Source organism: Rhizobium lentis (genome assembly GCF_014200175.1).
Taxonomy (GTDB): domain Bacteria; phylum Pseudomonadota; class Alphaproteobacteria; order Rhizobiales; family Rhizobiaceae; genus Rhizobium; species Rhizobium mulingense.
Window position 1 is genome coordinate 106193 of record NZ_JACHBD010000014.1, and the last position, 14380, is coordinate 120572.

Genomic DNA, 14380 nt, shown 5'->3' on the forward strand with positions numbered 1-14380 from the left:
TGTCGTCAGGAAACGACCGAAAGCATGTGACCCCTCGGCCTGCCGATGTTGAACTGTTCTATCTGCTGCATCAGCCGCTGGGTCTCCTTTGTGAGTTCCTGAGTGGCGGCGTGGGCTTGCTCGGCGATGGCAGCGTTTCGCTGGGTGCTGTCATCGATCTCGCCGACGGCCTGGTTCACTTCGATAAGCGAAGCCGCCTGGTCCCTGCTTGCCGCAGCGATAAGCTCAACCCTTTCGGAAATTCCGGCAACATTCGACGATATTGCAATGAGCACACTGCCCGCCTCGTTCACCAATCTCGATCCCGAGGCGACTTCCTCGGTCGATCTTGCGATGAGTCCCTTGATTTCCTGGGCGGCTAGAGCCGACCGCTGGGCAAGTTCCCGGACTTCTTGGGCGACGACCGCGAAACCCTGCCCAGCTTCTCCTGCTCTCGCGGCCTCGACGCCGGCATTGAGTGCCAGGAGATTGGTCTGGAAAGCGATCTCGTCGATTACGCCGATGATTTGCGAAATGCGCCCGGAAGCCGCTTCTATTCGGCCCATAGCGTCGACCGCGTTCGTGACCACTGAAGCAGACGCATCCGCGGCCTGTTTGGTTTCCTTTACAAGCCGGGCTGCGGCCTGCGCCTGCTCTGTCGACGAATGCACCGTCGCGGTGAGTTGATGAACCGCAGCCGCTGTCTCCTCCAACGACGCGGCTTGGCGCTCGCTGCGGCGGGAGAGATCATCGGCGCCACTGCTGAGATTGTCTGCATTTTGCCGAATGAGCACGATGTTGCCGCGAAGTTCCGACATCGTCGCCTGCAAGCGCAGCAACGAATTGTTGAAGTCCCGTCGCAATTGTTCCAGCCGCCCGGAGAACGGTTGATCGATCGTGCTCGAAACATCACCGTTGGATAACCTCTCCAGCCCAGCGGCAAGACTGTCGACGGCGTCGCCGATCTGTTTGTCGATCTCGGCTTTCTCCGCCTCGTTGTGCCGACGTTCAGCTTCGGAAGCCGATCGTTGACGATCCGCGTCGTTCTCGATCTCGATCTTCCTCGCGGCATTCTCCCTGAAGACACAGAGCGCCCGGGCCATTTCTCCGAGCTCATCAGCGCGCTCAGAACCGCCGATCTCAATGTCAAGGTCCCCTTCCGCCAAACGCCGCATGTCGTCGGTCAACTGGACGACAGGTTTTTTGAAAGTCGCAATCATCCCGAAGCCAGCGAGAAGTGCGACGAGGACGCCAGCAAATGTCGTGATGAGGCCAATGCCATTCGCGTAAGCCGTCTCTTCAATGGCTCTTGCGCGCTGGGCGTCGGCAAACGTCGTGAGGTGGCCCCATATGGTGTTCAACTGGTCTGTCGTTTGCCTATATTGCGCACGCCTCACTTCCGAGATCTCGACGAGCTTCGCACTGTCCTGCGTCAAACCCTCTACCGCCGGCGGCACCGTATTCTGGACTGCCTTGAAAAGGTCGAGGTCGGAAGCGGCACTCCATATGTCCAATATCTCCTTCTTCGTTCTGTCAAAGTTCTGGACGAGCTGCGCGCGGTTTTGTTCGGTAGGGTCGGCTATGAAGCGCGCAAGGTTTATCCTGATGAGGTAGCTGGAGTCCGAAAGTCTTCGGCTGCCGTCCAAGGCGCTGCTGATCTTCGCCAAACGTTGGTCGAGACCTGCGAACTCGACGATTGCTTTCTTTGTTTGTTGGTTCGCTACCGCGTTAATTGCGTCGGAGATTTCCTTGAACGCGGACATTGCGGTGTCGAGGCCCACGGCGTTGTCCGATGCGGCGCCCTGCGACAGAAGTTGTGTTACGCTTTTCACCGCGCCATCGACCGAGCTCGACAGTTTTGTGGCGTCTGATGGCAAGGAAGCCCGCAGATTTCGGGCGCTCCGACGCAACTCGCCGACTTTGCCGCCCAAATATTTGAGTTTCAGCTCGGTCGTTCCGGCGGATTGGTAGCCCGCGGCAAGATCAAGGAAGAAGGTTGCATAGCCTGTCACCCTGTCGGCATCGCGCAACATCGATTTGGCGGCGCCCTCGGACTGCTCGCCGGACTTCCTTAACTCGTCTGCTAGCTTGAGCATTTCATTCTGCGACCAAACCAGCGATTCAGAATGATTGGCGATCGAGCTTATCAGTTTCTCTTCGCTTTCATGGATGCTCCAGAGAGAACCAAAATTGTTCACCACGTCCAGCATAATCGCGTTTGCCGACTGGAGGCCTTCGCTTTCCCCCGTAGCTCCGGCATTCGTCACCAAAGCCTGCAGATGCGATTGCTGCGAGAGCAGGTCAGCCTTCACGCGATCGCGCCTTTCTTCCGACGCCTCGTCGAGAAACTCTCTCATCGAGGCGGAGACGTCACGGAAACCCGAGAGCACCTGCATCACCTGGCTTGAGGTTTCCAGGCGGCTTTGTAGGAGACCCGCAGCGTAGTGCCCCAAAAACCCCACCGCGCAAATACTGATTATGAAAGGCAGTACGAAAATGATTACTTTTGTCTGTAGCCGGAAACGGGACAACAGCCTGTCCATTGTGGTCCATCCTTGTCCATAGGAAGCTTCATCCATCGGGATCCGCCTCCGATGGAAGCATCGAATCATCAATGACGACACGAGGCTGCGCGACTGAGGATTGTCTGTCAACAGATTGTCTGATAAAGCATGTTCAGGTTTATCAGATTGTCTCGCGAACGTGCGGAGGAATAACTCCAGAACCGGCGCTGCCGCAGCCGGCACAACTTTCACCGCTGACATCGATCAAACCGCGATGTCCTTGTTTTCAGTGGAAAGCGGTGATGGCATCTCGGCCATGTGAAGGCTGCGAACATGTCGTCGTCGTGGTGACGGCGCCTTGGTGAACAAACGGGCCTTCCTTCTCATGGATGGACGGCTCCACGGATGACGCCGACCTCACCAGCTTTCCCAATATGCATATCGAGATGCCCGATCTGGGAACGGTAAGTGTTGAGATTGAGGAAGCAGAGAAGATGACTGATACGAGAGCATTGCTCGATAATATGACCTTGGCCGAGCAGGTCTCGCTACTTTCCGGCGACACGTTCTGGTCTTTACCGCCCATCGACCGCCTAGGGATAGGGAGATTGCGCTTGACGGACGGCCCCAACGGCGCCCGCGGGGCGGGATCTTTTGTCGGGGGTGTGACTGCAGCGGCTTTCCCGGTAGGCATTGCCATCGGAGCGAGTTGGAACCCGGACCTAGCCAGGGAAATCGGCAGTGCGCTAGGTGACGAGGTTCTTTCCAAAGGGGCCCATATCTCGTTGGCGCCGACCGTTAACATCCAGCGCAGCGTCACAAACGGCCGCAACTTTGAGTGTTTCTCTGAGGATCCGATACTGACGGCGGAACTTGCCGTCGGCTATATCGAAGGTCTGCAGTCCAAGAAAGTGGGTGCCACGATAAAACATTTCGCCGGCAACGAGTCCGAGATCGAACGTACAACCATCTCTTCAGATATCGATGAACGCACTCTGCGCGAAGTCTACCTAATACCCTTTGAGGCGGCGGTGAAGCGGGCAAAGGTCTGGGCCGTGATGTCTTCATATAACAAACTAAACGGTACTTACACGGCGGAAAGCCATTGGCTGTTGAACGAGGTACTGCGCGGTGACTGGGGTTTTAACGGCGTGGTGATGTCGGACTGGTTCGGCTCGCGTTCGACCGCACCCACCGTGAATGCTGGGTTGGATCTGGAGATGCCGGGCCCGACCCGCGACCGCGGCTCCAAGCTTCTGGCGGCGATCGACGCGGGCGAGGTAAGTGTCGAGACCGTCCGCGCCTGTGTGCACAATATCCTGACCCTGATGGAACGCACCGGCGCAATCAACGATCATCGCGAGTTTAAGGAGTACGCCATTAATCGGCCGGAACATAGGGCACTCATCAGGCGCGCGGGAGCGGAAAGCGCAGTTCTGCTACAGAATGACGGCATCCTGCCATTGGCTCAGCAAGGTACGGTCGCCATCATTGGACCCAATGCCAAGATCGCGCAGGTTATGGGAGGCGGCTCGGCGCAGTTGAACCCCCACTATGTCGTCAGTCCGTGGCAGGGGCTGGCGGACGCCCTGGGTGAGGAGAACGTGTGCTACGCTCGGGGTTGCAGCAATTATCGGTTTCAGCCGCTGATCGAAAACCCGACAACCTTCGAATTTTTCCAAGAAAGGGAGCTTGCTGGCGAGCCCGTGAAGGTTATCGAGGAACCGTCGAGCCTCGGTGTATGGTTGCCCCCCGTGGCCGGGGGCCTAGTCGATCCGCATCGCTTTTCCGCCCGAATGCGCACCGTCTTCACAGCCTTAGAAGCCGGCGTCTATCGCGTCGGCCTGACCTCGGCCGGGCTTGGTCGGGTCTATGTGGACGGCAGGCTTGTGGTGGACGCCTGGGCTTCCTGGACACGTGGTACCACATTCTTTGAAGAAGGCTGCGAGGAGGTCGTGGGTGAAATCACGCTCGAAGCCGGCCGTACATACGAGGTCGTCGCCGAGTACGCCCGGCACGATCACGTCAACCTCTATATCGCCGCAATTCGGGTAGGAATAGGCAGGTTTTCGGCCGAAGCGGAGATTGCCGAGGCAGCAGCCGTCGCCGCGAAGGCTGATCATGCGGTAGTCTTCGTGGGCAGAACGGGCGACTGGGATACCGAGGGCTCCGATCTCCGCGGCATTGCACTTCCTGGTCTGCAGGACCAGCTTGTTGAGGCGGTAATTGCGGCCAATCCGAACACGATTGTCGTCCTACAAACCGGTGGACCGGTGGAAATGCCCTGGCTTTCCGGTGCTCGTGCAGTACTGCAATGCTGGTATCCCGGTCAGGAGGCTGGCAACGCGATCGCCGATGTGCTCCTTGGCAAGGCCGAGCCCTCGGGCCGACTGGCACAGACTTTCCCCGTGCGCTGGGCTGACAATCCCACACATACCGAGGATGACGCGGTCTATCCAGGCAAGAATGGCCATGTGCGATATGACGAAGGTGTGTTCGTTGGATATCGGCACTACGATCGCCAGGACATTAAGCCACTGTTCCCCTTCGGTCATGGTCTCGGTTATTCAAGCTTTGCGATGTCAGACCTGACGGTGGGGCTGCCGGATCCTGCCGGCGCGGTGACAGTGACACTGGGATTGACCAACGTCAGCGAGCGGCCAGGTTCGGCAGTGGTGCAAATCTATGTCGGCGATGTTGAAGCATCTGTACCCAGACCGGTTAAAGAATTGAAGGCCTTCTCGAAAATCGGCCTGGAACCCGGTGAGAAACGAAGGCTCAGTTTCATTCTTGACGCCCGAACATTTGCCTTCTTCGACACGACCGAGCGGTGCTGGCGGATAGAGACGGGGGAATTTGCAGTTATGGTTGGGTTCTCGGCCACCGACATCCGTTTGAGTGGAACTGTCACGCAAAAGGGCGCTGTCTTAGCGCTCTAATCGTGCAGAGAAGCAAAGACTACGTTTGGCGGTGGTTGAGTCCCAAAAAAGAGCGCAGTGGCGGTGAAGCTCGGTGAATGAGTGAATGAATGGCTCAAGACGGGCGATATTGTCATCGACAGGAAGGATACCGACCTTCATAGGCGGCGAAGATGGCGTCGGAAGCGTTGGCGGACACGTTCGCGACAGCGTCGGTCCTACGCTTTTTTTGATGCCTTTCGCAGTCTCTCGAACTGAGCTCACGCTAGCCGCGAGATCGGAATCGTCAATCATATCGAGGGCTGCCACATTCTCGTGCAGTTCGGCTCGACCGATCTCCTTCAGGACATATGTATCGAGCAGTAATTTCAAGCTTAGTCATCCAGCGCGCTAAGATCGGGAGCACCGATCGACCCGAGCGATATCGTATCCACCGGTGCGAAGATTGCGGGCAGCAAAGGTGGAACTCGATCGCCCAACCCTGATCATTTCTGGCAATGAGAAATCTTGTTTTCGGACGCGGAGCCACGGACAGACGCCGTCGCTCTGTGCGGAACTTGAGCCTGCAGCCCTTTCCAGGTATCTATCGGTCGAGAGCGCCAAAATTACAGGCACAGGATGCGGCGATGCTGAAAACCGACACCCGCCAAGCAAATTGGCGCCGTGCTAATCCAGCGAAATATGATGCTCATCTTGCTGTACAGCGAGCTGTAAAGGCAGGCGAGCTGGAAAAGCAAACATGTGAGGTCTGCGGGATTGAAATGGTCGACGCCCATCATGATCAAGACGACGACCCTTTAAAGGTGCGCTGGTTATGCCGACGGCATCACACGAGGCTTCACCACTACGGCGAGGATATGTTTCCGATCAGGAATGGCCTTTAGGTGCGGTCCGCCGATCGCTCTTGATTTCAGTTGGCGTTCCCGCGAGACTTGATGTCTAGCAACGCGATGAAGGCGCACACTGCTTGTTGCGTAACTTCCGCCATGTGATGATTTTCGTTCGACTGCCCTCCGGATAGGATTGACGCGAAGGTATTGCCCTCGCGCCCTTCTCTACCACTCAGTCCAACAGGCTAAGATGTAGTGGCTCAGGAAAATACTCGAAGCCCTCTCCCGCTATGCCAACGTGCCCGTAGCCCGGCCATGGGAAGTGGTAGGACATGAAGGGTATTCTATTGGAGGCCAGCATTTTCAGAATGCGCACACGCGATTGAGCCGACAGTTTGGGATCGGTATCGAACGCAAATTCCATCAAAGGCTTTTCGAACAGAAGCACAGGATGATGAGTGAGGTCGCCGCCATAGCACATTGTCTTTCCTGCTGATTCAATCATAAAGCAGCTATGGCCGAGTGTGTGTCCAGGAGCGCTAATGGCATGAATACCAGGAAGAAACTCTTGTTCGTCCTGGAAAAAAACCATGCGGTCCCGCACGGGTTTGAGGTTGTGGATCGCGGCTTTAACAAGACCGTTGAGATCGCCTCCAAGTTTTTTCTCGTCGGTCCAGAAATCGTAGTCGGTTTGGCTGATGTACACCTGGGCGTTTGGAAACGTTGGTTTCCCGTCGTCGCCCCAGATTCCGCCGACGTGGTCCCAATGAGCATGCGAACAGACGACAGCGTCAATATCTTCCAGCGCAATATTCGCGGCGGCCAAGCAAGACTTGAGACGGCCAGTCGTCGGGCCAAATTGCTTAAGCGATCCCATCCCCGTGTCGAACAAAATCAGCTTGCTACCGATGTTTACGACAGGTGCGTTCTGAGCGAGAACGATCTCATCCGTGGGCAGGAAGCTGTGGTTTAGCATGGATCTTATCTCGTCGGCCGGCACGCCGAGAAAGCTTTGTGTCGGGTCGCCGAGCGGAAGTGGGCCGTCTGATACGATGGTTACCTGGGCGTCCCCAATGGCAAATCGATAAAAGTCCGGAGCTTGTGCCCCGGAAACGGGGCTCGCCCTAGCGTGAGCCGCTATACTGTTCGCACCCAAAACGGCTCCACTCAAAGCAGCTCCCCCTGCCAATAGTAAGTTGCGGCGGTCGATCTCGAAACGTTCATTTCCCATTTCACTCCTCCCCATTTGTAAAAAAGCGTCTGCAGACCGCGCTTGTCTTGCGACGGATTTCGGCTTTGTCTGCATTGGAAAGGTATCAAGTGGCAGGTCTACGACAATTGAATTGCAAGTCCATTTCAATGAGCATCGCTCAACAAATGATCTCGCTCGGACCTGCGATTAATCAATCGAAACAAGCGGTTTCGGGGTACCGCGTTGCTCCGGCCATCAGATCTCGTTGGCTTACGGTGAGTTCGAAAGAACTCTTGGTTCCCTGACTGCGGGACGCGGCTCGCATCCGAGTATCGGCAAGATTATCGTGGATCGCCTTGGCTGCCTCTTTGTCATGTGAGTGGCTCTGCGTCAGGTCGCCAACGGTGTTCATTAAGCGGTAGGAGGATAGATGTTACCTCTTCCCTCGAAGAGCGCACCGCTCCTTGAGGAAGAAGCCACGGAAAACCGCGAGGACGTAACGATCTTCCGGTGGGCGCTACATTCCTTCCCGGGCATATTGCGGAGCCAGCAGCATGCTTCTGAAGCACGTTGCCAGCCCGGCATTCCGCCTTATCCGACATGGTTACGATCGTAGAATGGCCGACTTCTCTACCGGCCGCCTACGGTCGCACGTCATAGGAAGCCGATCGAGATCCATGGCACCGCTGCGACGATCGCAAGCCCGAGAAGCAGGGCGATCATGTACCCCCACAGCGGCTTTATCCCTTCCACCGGGTTCACACGGCCGATTGCACAGGCGGCATAATAACCGACGCCGAACGGCGGGAGGAACAAGCCCACTCCCATGGCGAGAATGACCACGATCGAATAGTGCACGTCGTGGATCCCTAATCCCTTGGCGATCGGAAATACCAGAGGTGCGAACAGAACCACCGCGGGAATGCCTTCCAGCACGCTACCGAGCACAATGAACGCGACGATCGACACGATCATAAAGATCGGCGCTCCTCCGGGTAGACCCGCCATCGTCTGAACCAGCCCACGCGAAAAACCCGATTGAGTTAGGCACCAGGCCACAGCCGTTGCCGCCGCGATGATGAAAAGGATGGCTCCGGACAAGACCGCCGTTTCCACCAGCATCGGACCCACCCGCTTCCAGTCGAACCGGCGGTAAATGAGGAGGCCTGCCAGCAGCGAATAGGCAATGCCGATTGTCGAGACTTCCGTGGCGGTAGCAACGCCTTCGACAACCGCTGTACGGATGATAAAAGGCAGGGCCAAAGCCGGAAGCGCAATCAGGAATGTGCGGAAGATCTCCCTGGCCGGCGGCTTGCGAAAACCCGACATGTCCTCGTTGCGATAGCGCCACCAGACGACAACGCAAAGCATCAATCCGCAGACGAACGCCGGCAAAAGACCGCCTATGAACAGGGCCGAAATCGATACGCTCGTAACCGATCCGATGGTGATCAATACGAGGCTCGGCGGGATCGTCTCCGTCTGCGCACCCGTAGCCGCAAGCAGGGCCACGAGATCACCGGGCTTTGATCCTCTCGCTTTCATCTCCGGGAACAGTGCCGGGGCGACAGCAGCCATGTCGGCGGTCTTCGAACCCGATATCCCAGACACCAGATACATTGCCGCGACGAGGACGTAACACAGGCCGCCTCTGACATGTCCGAGCAAGGACGCCAGGAAGTTCAGCATCGCTTTTGCCATGCCCGTAACCTCCATCAGCATACCCAGCAGCACGAACAGCGGGACCGCCAGCAGGAGAAGATGCGACATTCCCTCGTCAAGCCGACCCGCGATCACGCTTATCGGACGGCTCGTACCCAGAGCCACATAACTGATGGCAGCGAGAGCGAACACGAACGCGATTGGTACGCCGCTCAGCACACCTAGTGCGATGAAGACTACGAAGAAAAGCACGAGGTTCCAGTTGCCCATCGCCATGATCAACGGTTTCGCCGCAATCGCCAACCCTATCAAGCATGCGGCTACAAGGACTCCGATCAGGAAATCGCTCAGCCTGATGCGCTGAAGGGCATTGGTCACGCCAAGGATAAGCATCAGGCCAAGTCCGATCGGAAGACCAAACGAACGCCATGCGACCGAAACCTCCATCGCGGGAGTGACGACCGGAACTTCATGAAGAGCGTAGACCGTGGCTTTGGGTAGAAGAAGCACGCAGACCGAAAGGCAAAAGACAAGTGCAGCCACCTCCAGTCTTGCCCTTACGACGGGCGGCATCGCGTCCGCGATAACGCCCATCCTCATGTGCTGTCCGCGGTGAAAAGCGAGGACCGCGCCCACGATCGAAAGCCAGAGGAACAACATGGAGGCGAGCTCGTCCGACCAGATGAGCGGCTCGCCCCATGCATAGCGGGCGAAGACGCCCGCCGACAGCACGAGTACCTCGACGACAACAAGTGCTGCGGCGATCAATTCAATCAGGCGCACCACGCCCGCTTCAGCTTTGGCCAGGACTGGCCACGCGCCAATCACCGGGGGGCTGACATTTTCAGAAGTAGCCATGTCAACGCCTCAGATCAATTTGCCCGAGGTAGACTCCAGCAACGCCCATGCTTCCTCGCCGAAACGCCCCTTCCAATCGGAGTAGAACGACGAAGCCTGCAGCGTCGCGCGGAACTGGGCAGTATCGACGTCGATAAATTCAAGACCCTTGCTCGTCAGCTCTGCCTGGAGTTCGGAATTCAGCTTTTCGACATCAGCGCGTTGCACGAGAGCCGAGCGATTGATTTCGGTGACGACAATGTCACGCAAGTCCTCAGGCAACATCTCGAAGTTGTCCCGATTGGCGAGGATCCAGAAGCCGTCCCACATATGGTTGGTCCGGGAAAGATACTTTTGAACCTCGTACATTTTGGCAAAGTAAATGCCAGCGAGCGGGTTTTCGAGACCGTCAGCCACGTGAGTCTGAAGCGCGGAATAGGTTTCGCCCCATGGAATTGATGTCGGCGCGGCGCCGAGGGACTTGAAGAGCGATGTCCAGAGCGGCGCAGGAGGGACGCGGATCTTGAAGCCCTTGAGGTCCTCGGGCGACTTGATCGGTTTGCCGATCGAGGTGGTCTGCCGGAAGCCGTTGTCCCACATCTTCTCGAAGGCGATCAGGTTGACCTTCTCAAAAGCCGTCCGGATGCTCCGGCCGAGCTCGCCATCCACCGACTTCCAGACCTGAGCATAGTTGGGGTAGGCAAATCCTACGCCGGTGATGGCCGCGGGCGGAACGAGTGTCGCTGCGATGAGGCCTGTCTGCGCAAGAAGGTCCAGGCCACCCGATCGAAGCTGGCTGAGCATATCAGCATCGGTGCCGAGCTGGCTCGCGGGAAACACCTGAATACTCACGCGGCCGTCTGTTTGCTCGCTGATCTTGTTGGAAGCCTCGGTCATGCGGGTGTTGAGCGGATGATCAACGGGCATGATGTTGGCAAATTTAAACGAAAACTCTGGCGAGCTCGCGCGCATTGTGCGAGGTGCCGCAAGCGTGGCGGTCATCGCCACGGAACTCATAATAAGGGTACGGCGGTTCATTGTGATCATTGGTTCCTCCTCTAACCGTGTTGATCTATGTCGATGTTTTTAGGAGCCTCCAGCGCAGGCGCTCTCCTCGTAAGCGGTCCTCAGTTTCTCGCAGGTTGCTTAGACCTTGGTGTGACGTCGCTGAAGCCGGAAGCCTCCCACTGTGCGGCTGGACGTAAAATAGGCGCTTGCGCCAAACGTCCGCAAATGAATTGCCTCAGGCCAATGGTGAGTTGAACTCAGGCGAGTTCGGCGTGACCCGCGATGGAGACAAAGTTTTTCTAGGAGAACGCGCCAGGCAACATGAATCCAGATCACATGTTTTTTGGGCAAACTCTTTTGATGTGGAGGAAGCCGCTATGCTAACCGCTTTGCATGCGACCATGGCACTCCGGTGGGATGTGCCGACCTATGACGTGCCAGTATCTCGGAGGAGACCGGAATTGCACCAAGCTTTAGAAACAAAGCCGAGCCCGGCACGAGGACCGGGAAAACCGACAATCGGTTTTTTTGGTCTCGGCTCCATGGGATTGCCCATGGCGTCGCATCTCCTAAAAAGCGGCTTCAGGGTCAAGGGGTTTGACATCTCGGAGAATGCTCTAAAAAGCTTCGCTGACAGTGGCGGGACTGCCTATCCAGACGCCACAGAAGCCGCCAGCGAGACCGACGTCTTGATGTTGATGGTGGTCAACATCGACCAGGCGCACCAAGCCCTCTTCGAACGGGGCGCCCTGGCAAATTCAACCAGGACCAGCATCGTCGTCCTGATGTCAACATGCCCTCCCGGCGAGGTTGAACAGCTCGCCGAGGCCGTGACTGCTCGCGGTCACCGGTTTCTGGATGCACCTGTTTCCGGCGGCGTCGCCGGAGCGCGTGACGCGTCGCTTTCCATTATGGTGGCTGGCGACAGGCAAACCTATGAAATGAGCCGCGATCTTCTCGACGTGCTCGGCTCCAAGATCTATTATCTCGGGGAGCGGCCTGGCCAGGCATCGGTTGCCAAAGCGGTCAACCAGTTGCTGTGCGGTGTACACTTGGCGGCAGCGGCTGAGGCGCTGTCGCTCGCCGAAAGGGCTGGGCTCGACACCTCAACGGTACTCGAGATCGTGTCCGGCTCGGCGGCTGCCAGCTGGATGCTCAACGATCGTGGCCAGCGTATGCTTCTGGAAGACCCAGAGGTAACGAGCGCGGTAGACATCTTTGTGAAAGATCTCGGTATCGTGCTTGCCGCTGGCTCCTCTGCCAGGGCCGCCCTGCCGCTCGCCTCCGTTGCGCATCAGTTCTTCCTTGCCGCGTCTGGCCAGGGGTCGGGCTCGGCAGATGACAGTCAGGTCATTCGTGCGTATCGGGGGATGACCGCGGGCCAGAAGGAGGCAAAGAAATGAGTGCCGAGATCAAAAGCAATTACGCGCGACTGTCCGGCATCACCATGCACTACCTGACCGCAGGATCCGGTAAGCCGCTGGTTCTCCTTCACGGGGTGCCGCAGAGTTCGCACGAATGGCGGCACGTGATCCCCTTCCTCGCCGACAAGTACGCGATCATCGCGCCGGACCTGCGGGGCCTCGGCGACACTTCCCGGCCCGCCGATGGGTACGACAAGAAGACGATTGCCGAAGACGTGTGGGAGCTTCTTTCTGAACATCTGAAGATCGATCGCTTCAATCTTGTGGGACACGACTGGGGCGGCCCGGTGGCGTTTGCCCTGGCCGCGCAGCACCGGGAGGCTGTTAGCAAGCTCGCGATCCTGGACGTTACCATTCCTGGCGATGGAGCGGACATGTCGCAAGGCGGCCGGCGTTGGCACCACCCCTTCTTCAGGACGCCGGATTTGCCGGAAGCGATGTTCGGCGGTCGCGAGCATATCTATCTGGAATGGTTGTTTGACAATTATGGCAGCCGGGCAAACGTGCTATCTCAGGAAGACAAGAATGAGTATTTCCGTACCTACCTAAAACCGGGTGGCCTACGCACACTTCTCGCCTATTATCGGGGCTTTCCAACCGACGTCAAAGACAACGAGTTATTCCTCGAGAGGGATGGCAAGCTCGAAATGCCGGTCCTCGCCCTGGGCGGAGACAGTGGTTTTGGCCGCGGCATGGAGACGATGGAATCAATGCAGCGGGTGGCGAGTGACGTTCGAGGCGGATTGATCCCGGGCTCGGGTCACTGGGTTGCGGAAGAAGCTCCCGAATTCATAGCGAACGAACTCCGGAAATTCTTTGGCTAAACCACTGCCTGACGTCGGGGATGCGCGTCTGATCCACCAGTCGCGCATCACCGACCCTGAGTGTGCATAACTCACCTCCCGCCGACGTCGATCTCACTCGCAGAAACCGTGTCGCCAGCCAGGGTCTCTTCGATCCAACGCTTGAACAGAGCGATCTTTGGTGTTCTTGCCCTGGACCTCAAGTACACGAGACTATGGCAATTGATGCTGGGGCCTTCCGGGCCAAACGGCGCAACGAGCCTCCCGCTTTTCAGATCTTGCCGGACGAGTATGAGGCTTTCCAGGCAAACGCCAAGTCCATCCGCGGCCGCATTGATGGACATGAAAGATCTATCGAAACGCAGTCCCCGATCCATGTTGAGCCTCACACCGTGGTCGTCGGCCCAATCCTGCCAGCGATAGAGGTTCACTTCGGAGTGGATGAGCGGAAATCTGGCGAGATCCTGCGGTGAGCGTATTCCGTTTGCGCCCTCGACCAACGATGGGGCGCACAGGACCATTATTGGCTCGGGTGGGAAGGGCTCGACGGCGATGCCAACCTCCACGGGCTGCGTTCCGTAGCGGATGTCTATATCGACGTTGCCGGTCCTGAGCTCGGCCGGGTCACCAGAAGCGTGCAGTCGAAGATCGATCTCCGGATAGCGGGCGCTAAACCGGGCCAGGCGAGGCATGAGCCACTGCGAAGCTAGACTGACGACCGAATGGATATTCAGAATGTCACTTTTGCCCTTCTTCGTGAAATTGCGCGTGGCGCTCTCGATCCTTCGAAACGAGGCGCTGATCTCTTCGGCGTAAGCCCTCCCCGCGTCAGTCAGCATGATTGAACGCCCGGAGCGATGAAATAAAGCAATTCCGAGCTCCGAATCCAGCGCGGCCATTTGATGGCTCACGGCCGAGGGGCTGATGCTCAGTTCCTCGGCGGCTTTTCCAAAAGATCCAAAACGTGCGACAGCTTCCAACACCTGTAGCGATCGCAGCGAAGGAAACTCCAACGCGCTCATCACCCCTCCTCCCGTTTATGCGTGCCTCGCCACCTTTCCCACTGGAGAGATTCAGTACGCTGGAGGACGCCCTTCATCTATATTCCATGAGGAAATTTAACGCAAATGATGCAGCTGTTGAGATGTATTCATGCATTGACCGATGGAATTCGCTTGTCCGGATGAAGCGTTTTTAACACTTTGCCCTTCGGAACGGACTTT

9 protein-coding genes are annotated in these 14380 nt (G+C 57.5%); 4 read left to right on the top strand and 5 right to left on the bottom strand.

Going from position 1 to position 14380, the window contains the following annotated elements; genetic code table 11:
* Positions 1-5 precede the first annotated feature (5 nt).
* Positions 6-2744: a methyl-accepting chemotaxis protein gene (locus GGI60_RS27120; protein WP_246720496.1), complete on the bottom strand. Its 2739-nt coding sequence runs from the start codon at positions 2742-2744 to the stop codon at positions 6-8.
* A gap of 233 nt (positions 2745-2977) precedes the next feature.
* Between GGI60_RS27120 and GGI60_RS27125 the strand changes: the two genes are divergently transcribed.
* Both GGI60_RS27125 and GGI60_RS27130 read left to right on the top strand, forming a co-directional pair.
* Positions 2978-5422, top strand: coding sequence for a beta-glucosidase (locus GGI60_RS27125; RefSeq protein ID WP_183934917.1), 2445 nt, complete (start codon positions 2978-2980; stop codon positions 5420-5422).
* Between the two features lie 605 nt (positions 5423-6027).
* Complete coding sequence (locus GGI60_RS27130; protein ID WP_183934898.1) at positions 6028-6285, top strand: hypothetical protein; 258 nt, start codon at positions 6028-6030, stop codon at positions 6283-6285.
* A gap of 178 nt (positions 6286-6463) precedes the next feature.
* Here GGI60_RS27130 and GGI60_RS27135 read toward each other — a convergent pair whose 3' ends face one another.
* From GGI60_RS27135 to GGI60_RS27145, 3 genes are all read right to left on the bottom strand, one after another.
* The gene (locus tag GGI60_RS27135) at positions 6464-7462 is read right to left on the bottom strand and encodes an MBL fold metallo-hydrolase (protein ID WP_183934899.1); all 999 of its coding nucleotides are present in this window, start codon (positions 7460-7462) and stop codon (positions 6464-6466) included.
* A gap of 615 nt (positions 7463-8077) precedes the next feature.
* Positions 8078-9943, bottom strand: coding sequence for a TRAP transporter large permease subunit (locus tag GGI60_RS27140; RefSeq protein WP_004130056.1), 1866 nt, complete (start codon positions 9941-9943; stop codon positions 8078-8080).
* A 9-nt stretch (positions 9944-9952) separates the two neighbouring features.
* Positions 9953-10969 carry a TRAP transporter substrate-binding protein gene (locus tag GGI60_RS27145; protein WP_081284275.1) on the bottom strand — a complete coding sequence of 339 codons (1017 nt, stop codon included), beginning with the start codon at positions 10967-10969 and terminating at the stop codon, positions 9953-9955.
* Between the two features lie 395 nt (positions 10970-11364).
* On the opposite strand from GGI60_RS27145, the gene GGI60_RS27150 reads away from it, so the two are divergent.
* On the top strand, positions 11365-12333 hold the full coding sequence (locus GGI60_RS27150) for an NAD(P)-dependent oxidoreductase (RefSeq protein ID WP_088395911.1): 969 nt from the start codon (positions 11365-11367) through the stop codon (positions 12331-12333).
* Complete coding sequence (locus tag GGI60_RS27155; RefSeq protein ID WP_064843786.1) at positions 12330-13178, top strand: alpha/beta fold hydrolase; 849 nt, start codon at positions 12330-12332, stop codon at positions 13176-13178. Before GGI60_RS27150 ends, GGI60_RS27155 begins: the two co-directional genes overlap by 4 nt.
* 71 nt (positions 13179-13249) lie before the next feature.
* On the opposite strand, the gene GGI60_RS27160 is transcribed toward GGI60_RS27155, so the two are convergent.
* Positions 13250-14179 carry a LysR substrate-binding domain-containing protein gene (locus GGI60_RS27160; protein WP_183934900.1) on the bottom strand — a complete coding sequence of 310 codons (930 nt, stop codon included), beginning with the start codon at positions 14177-14179 and terminating at the stop codon, positions 13250-13252.
* Positions 14180-14380 lie beyond the last annotated feature (201 nt).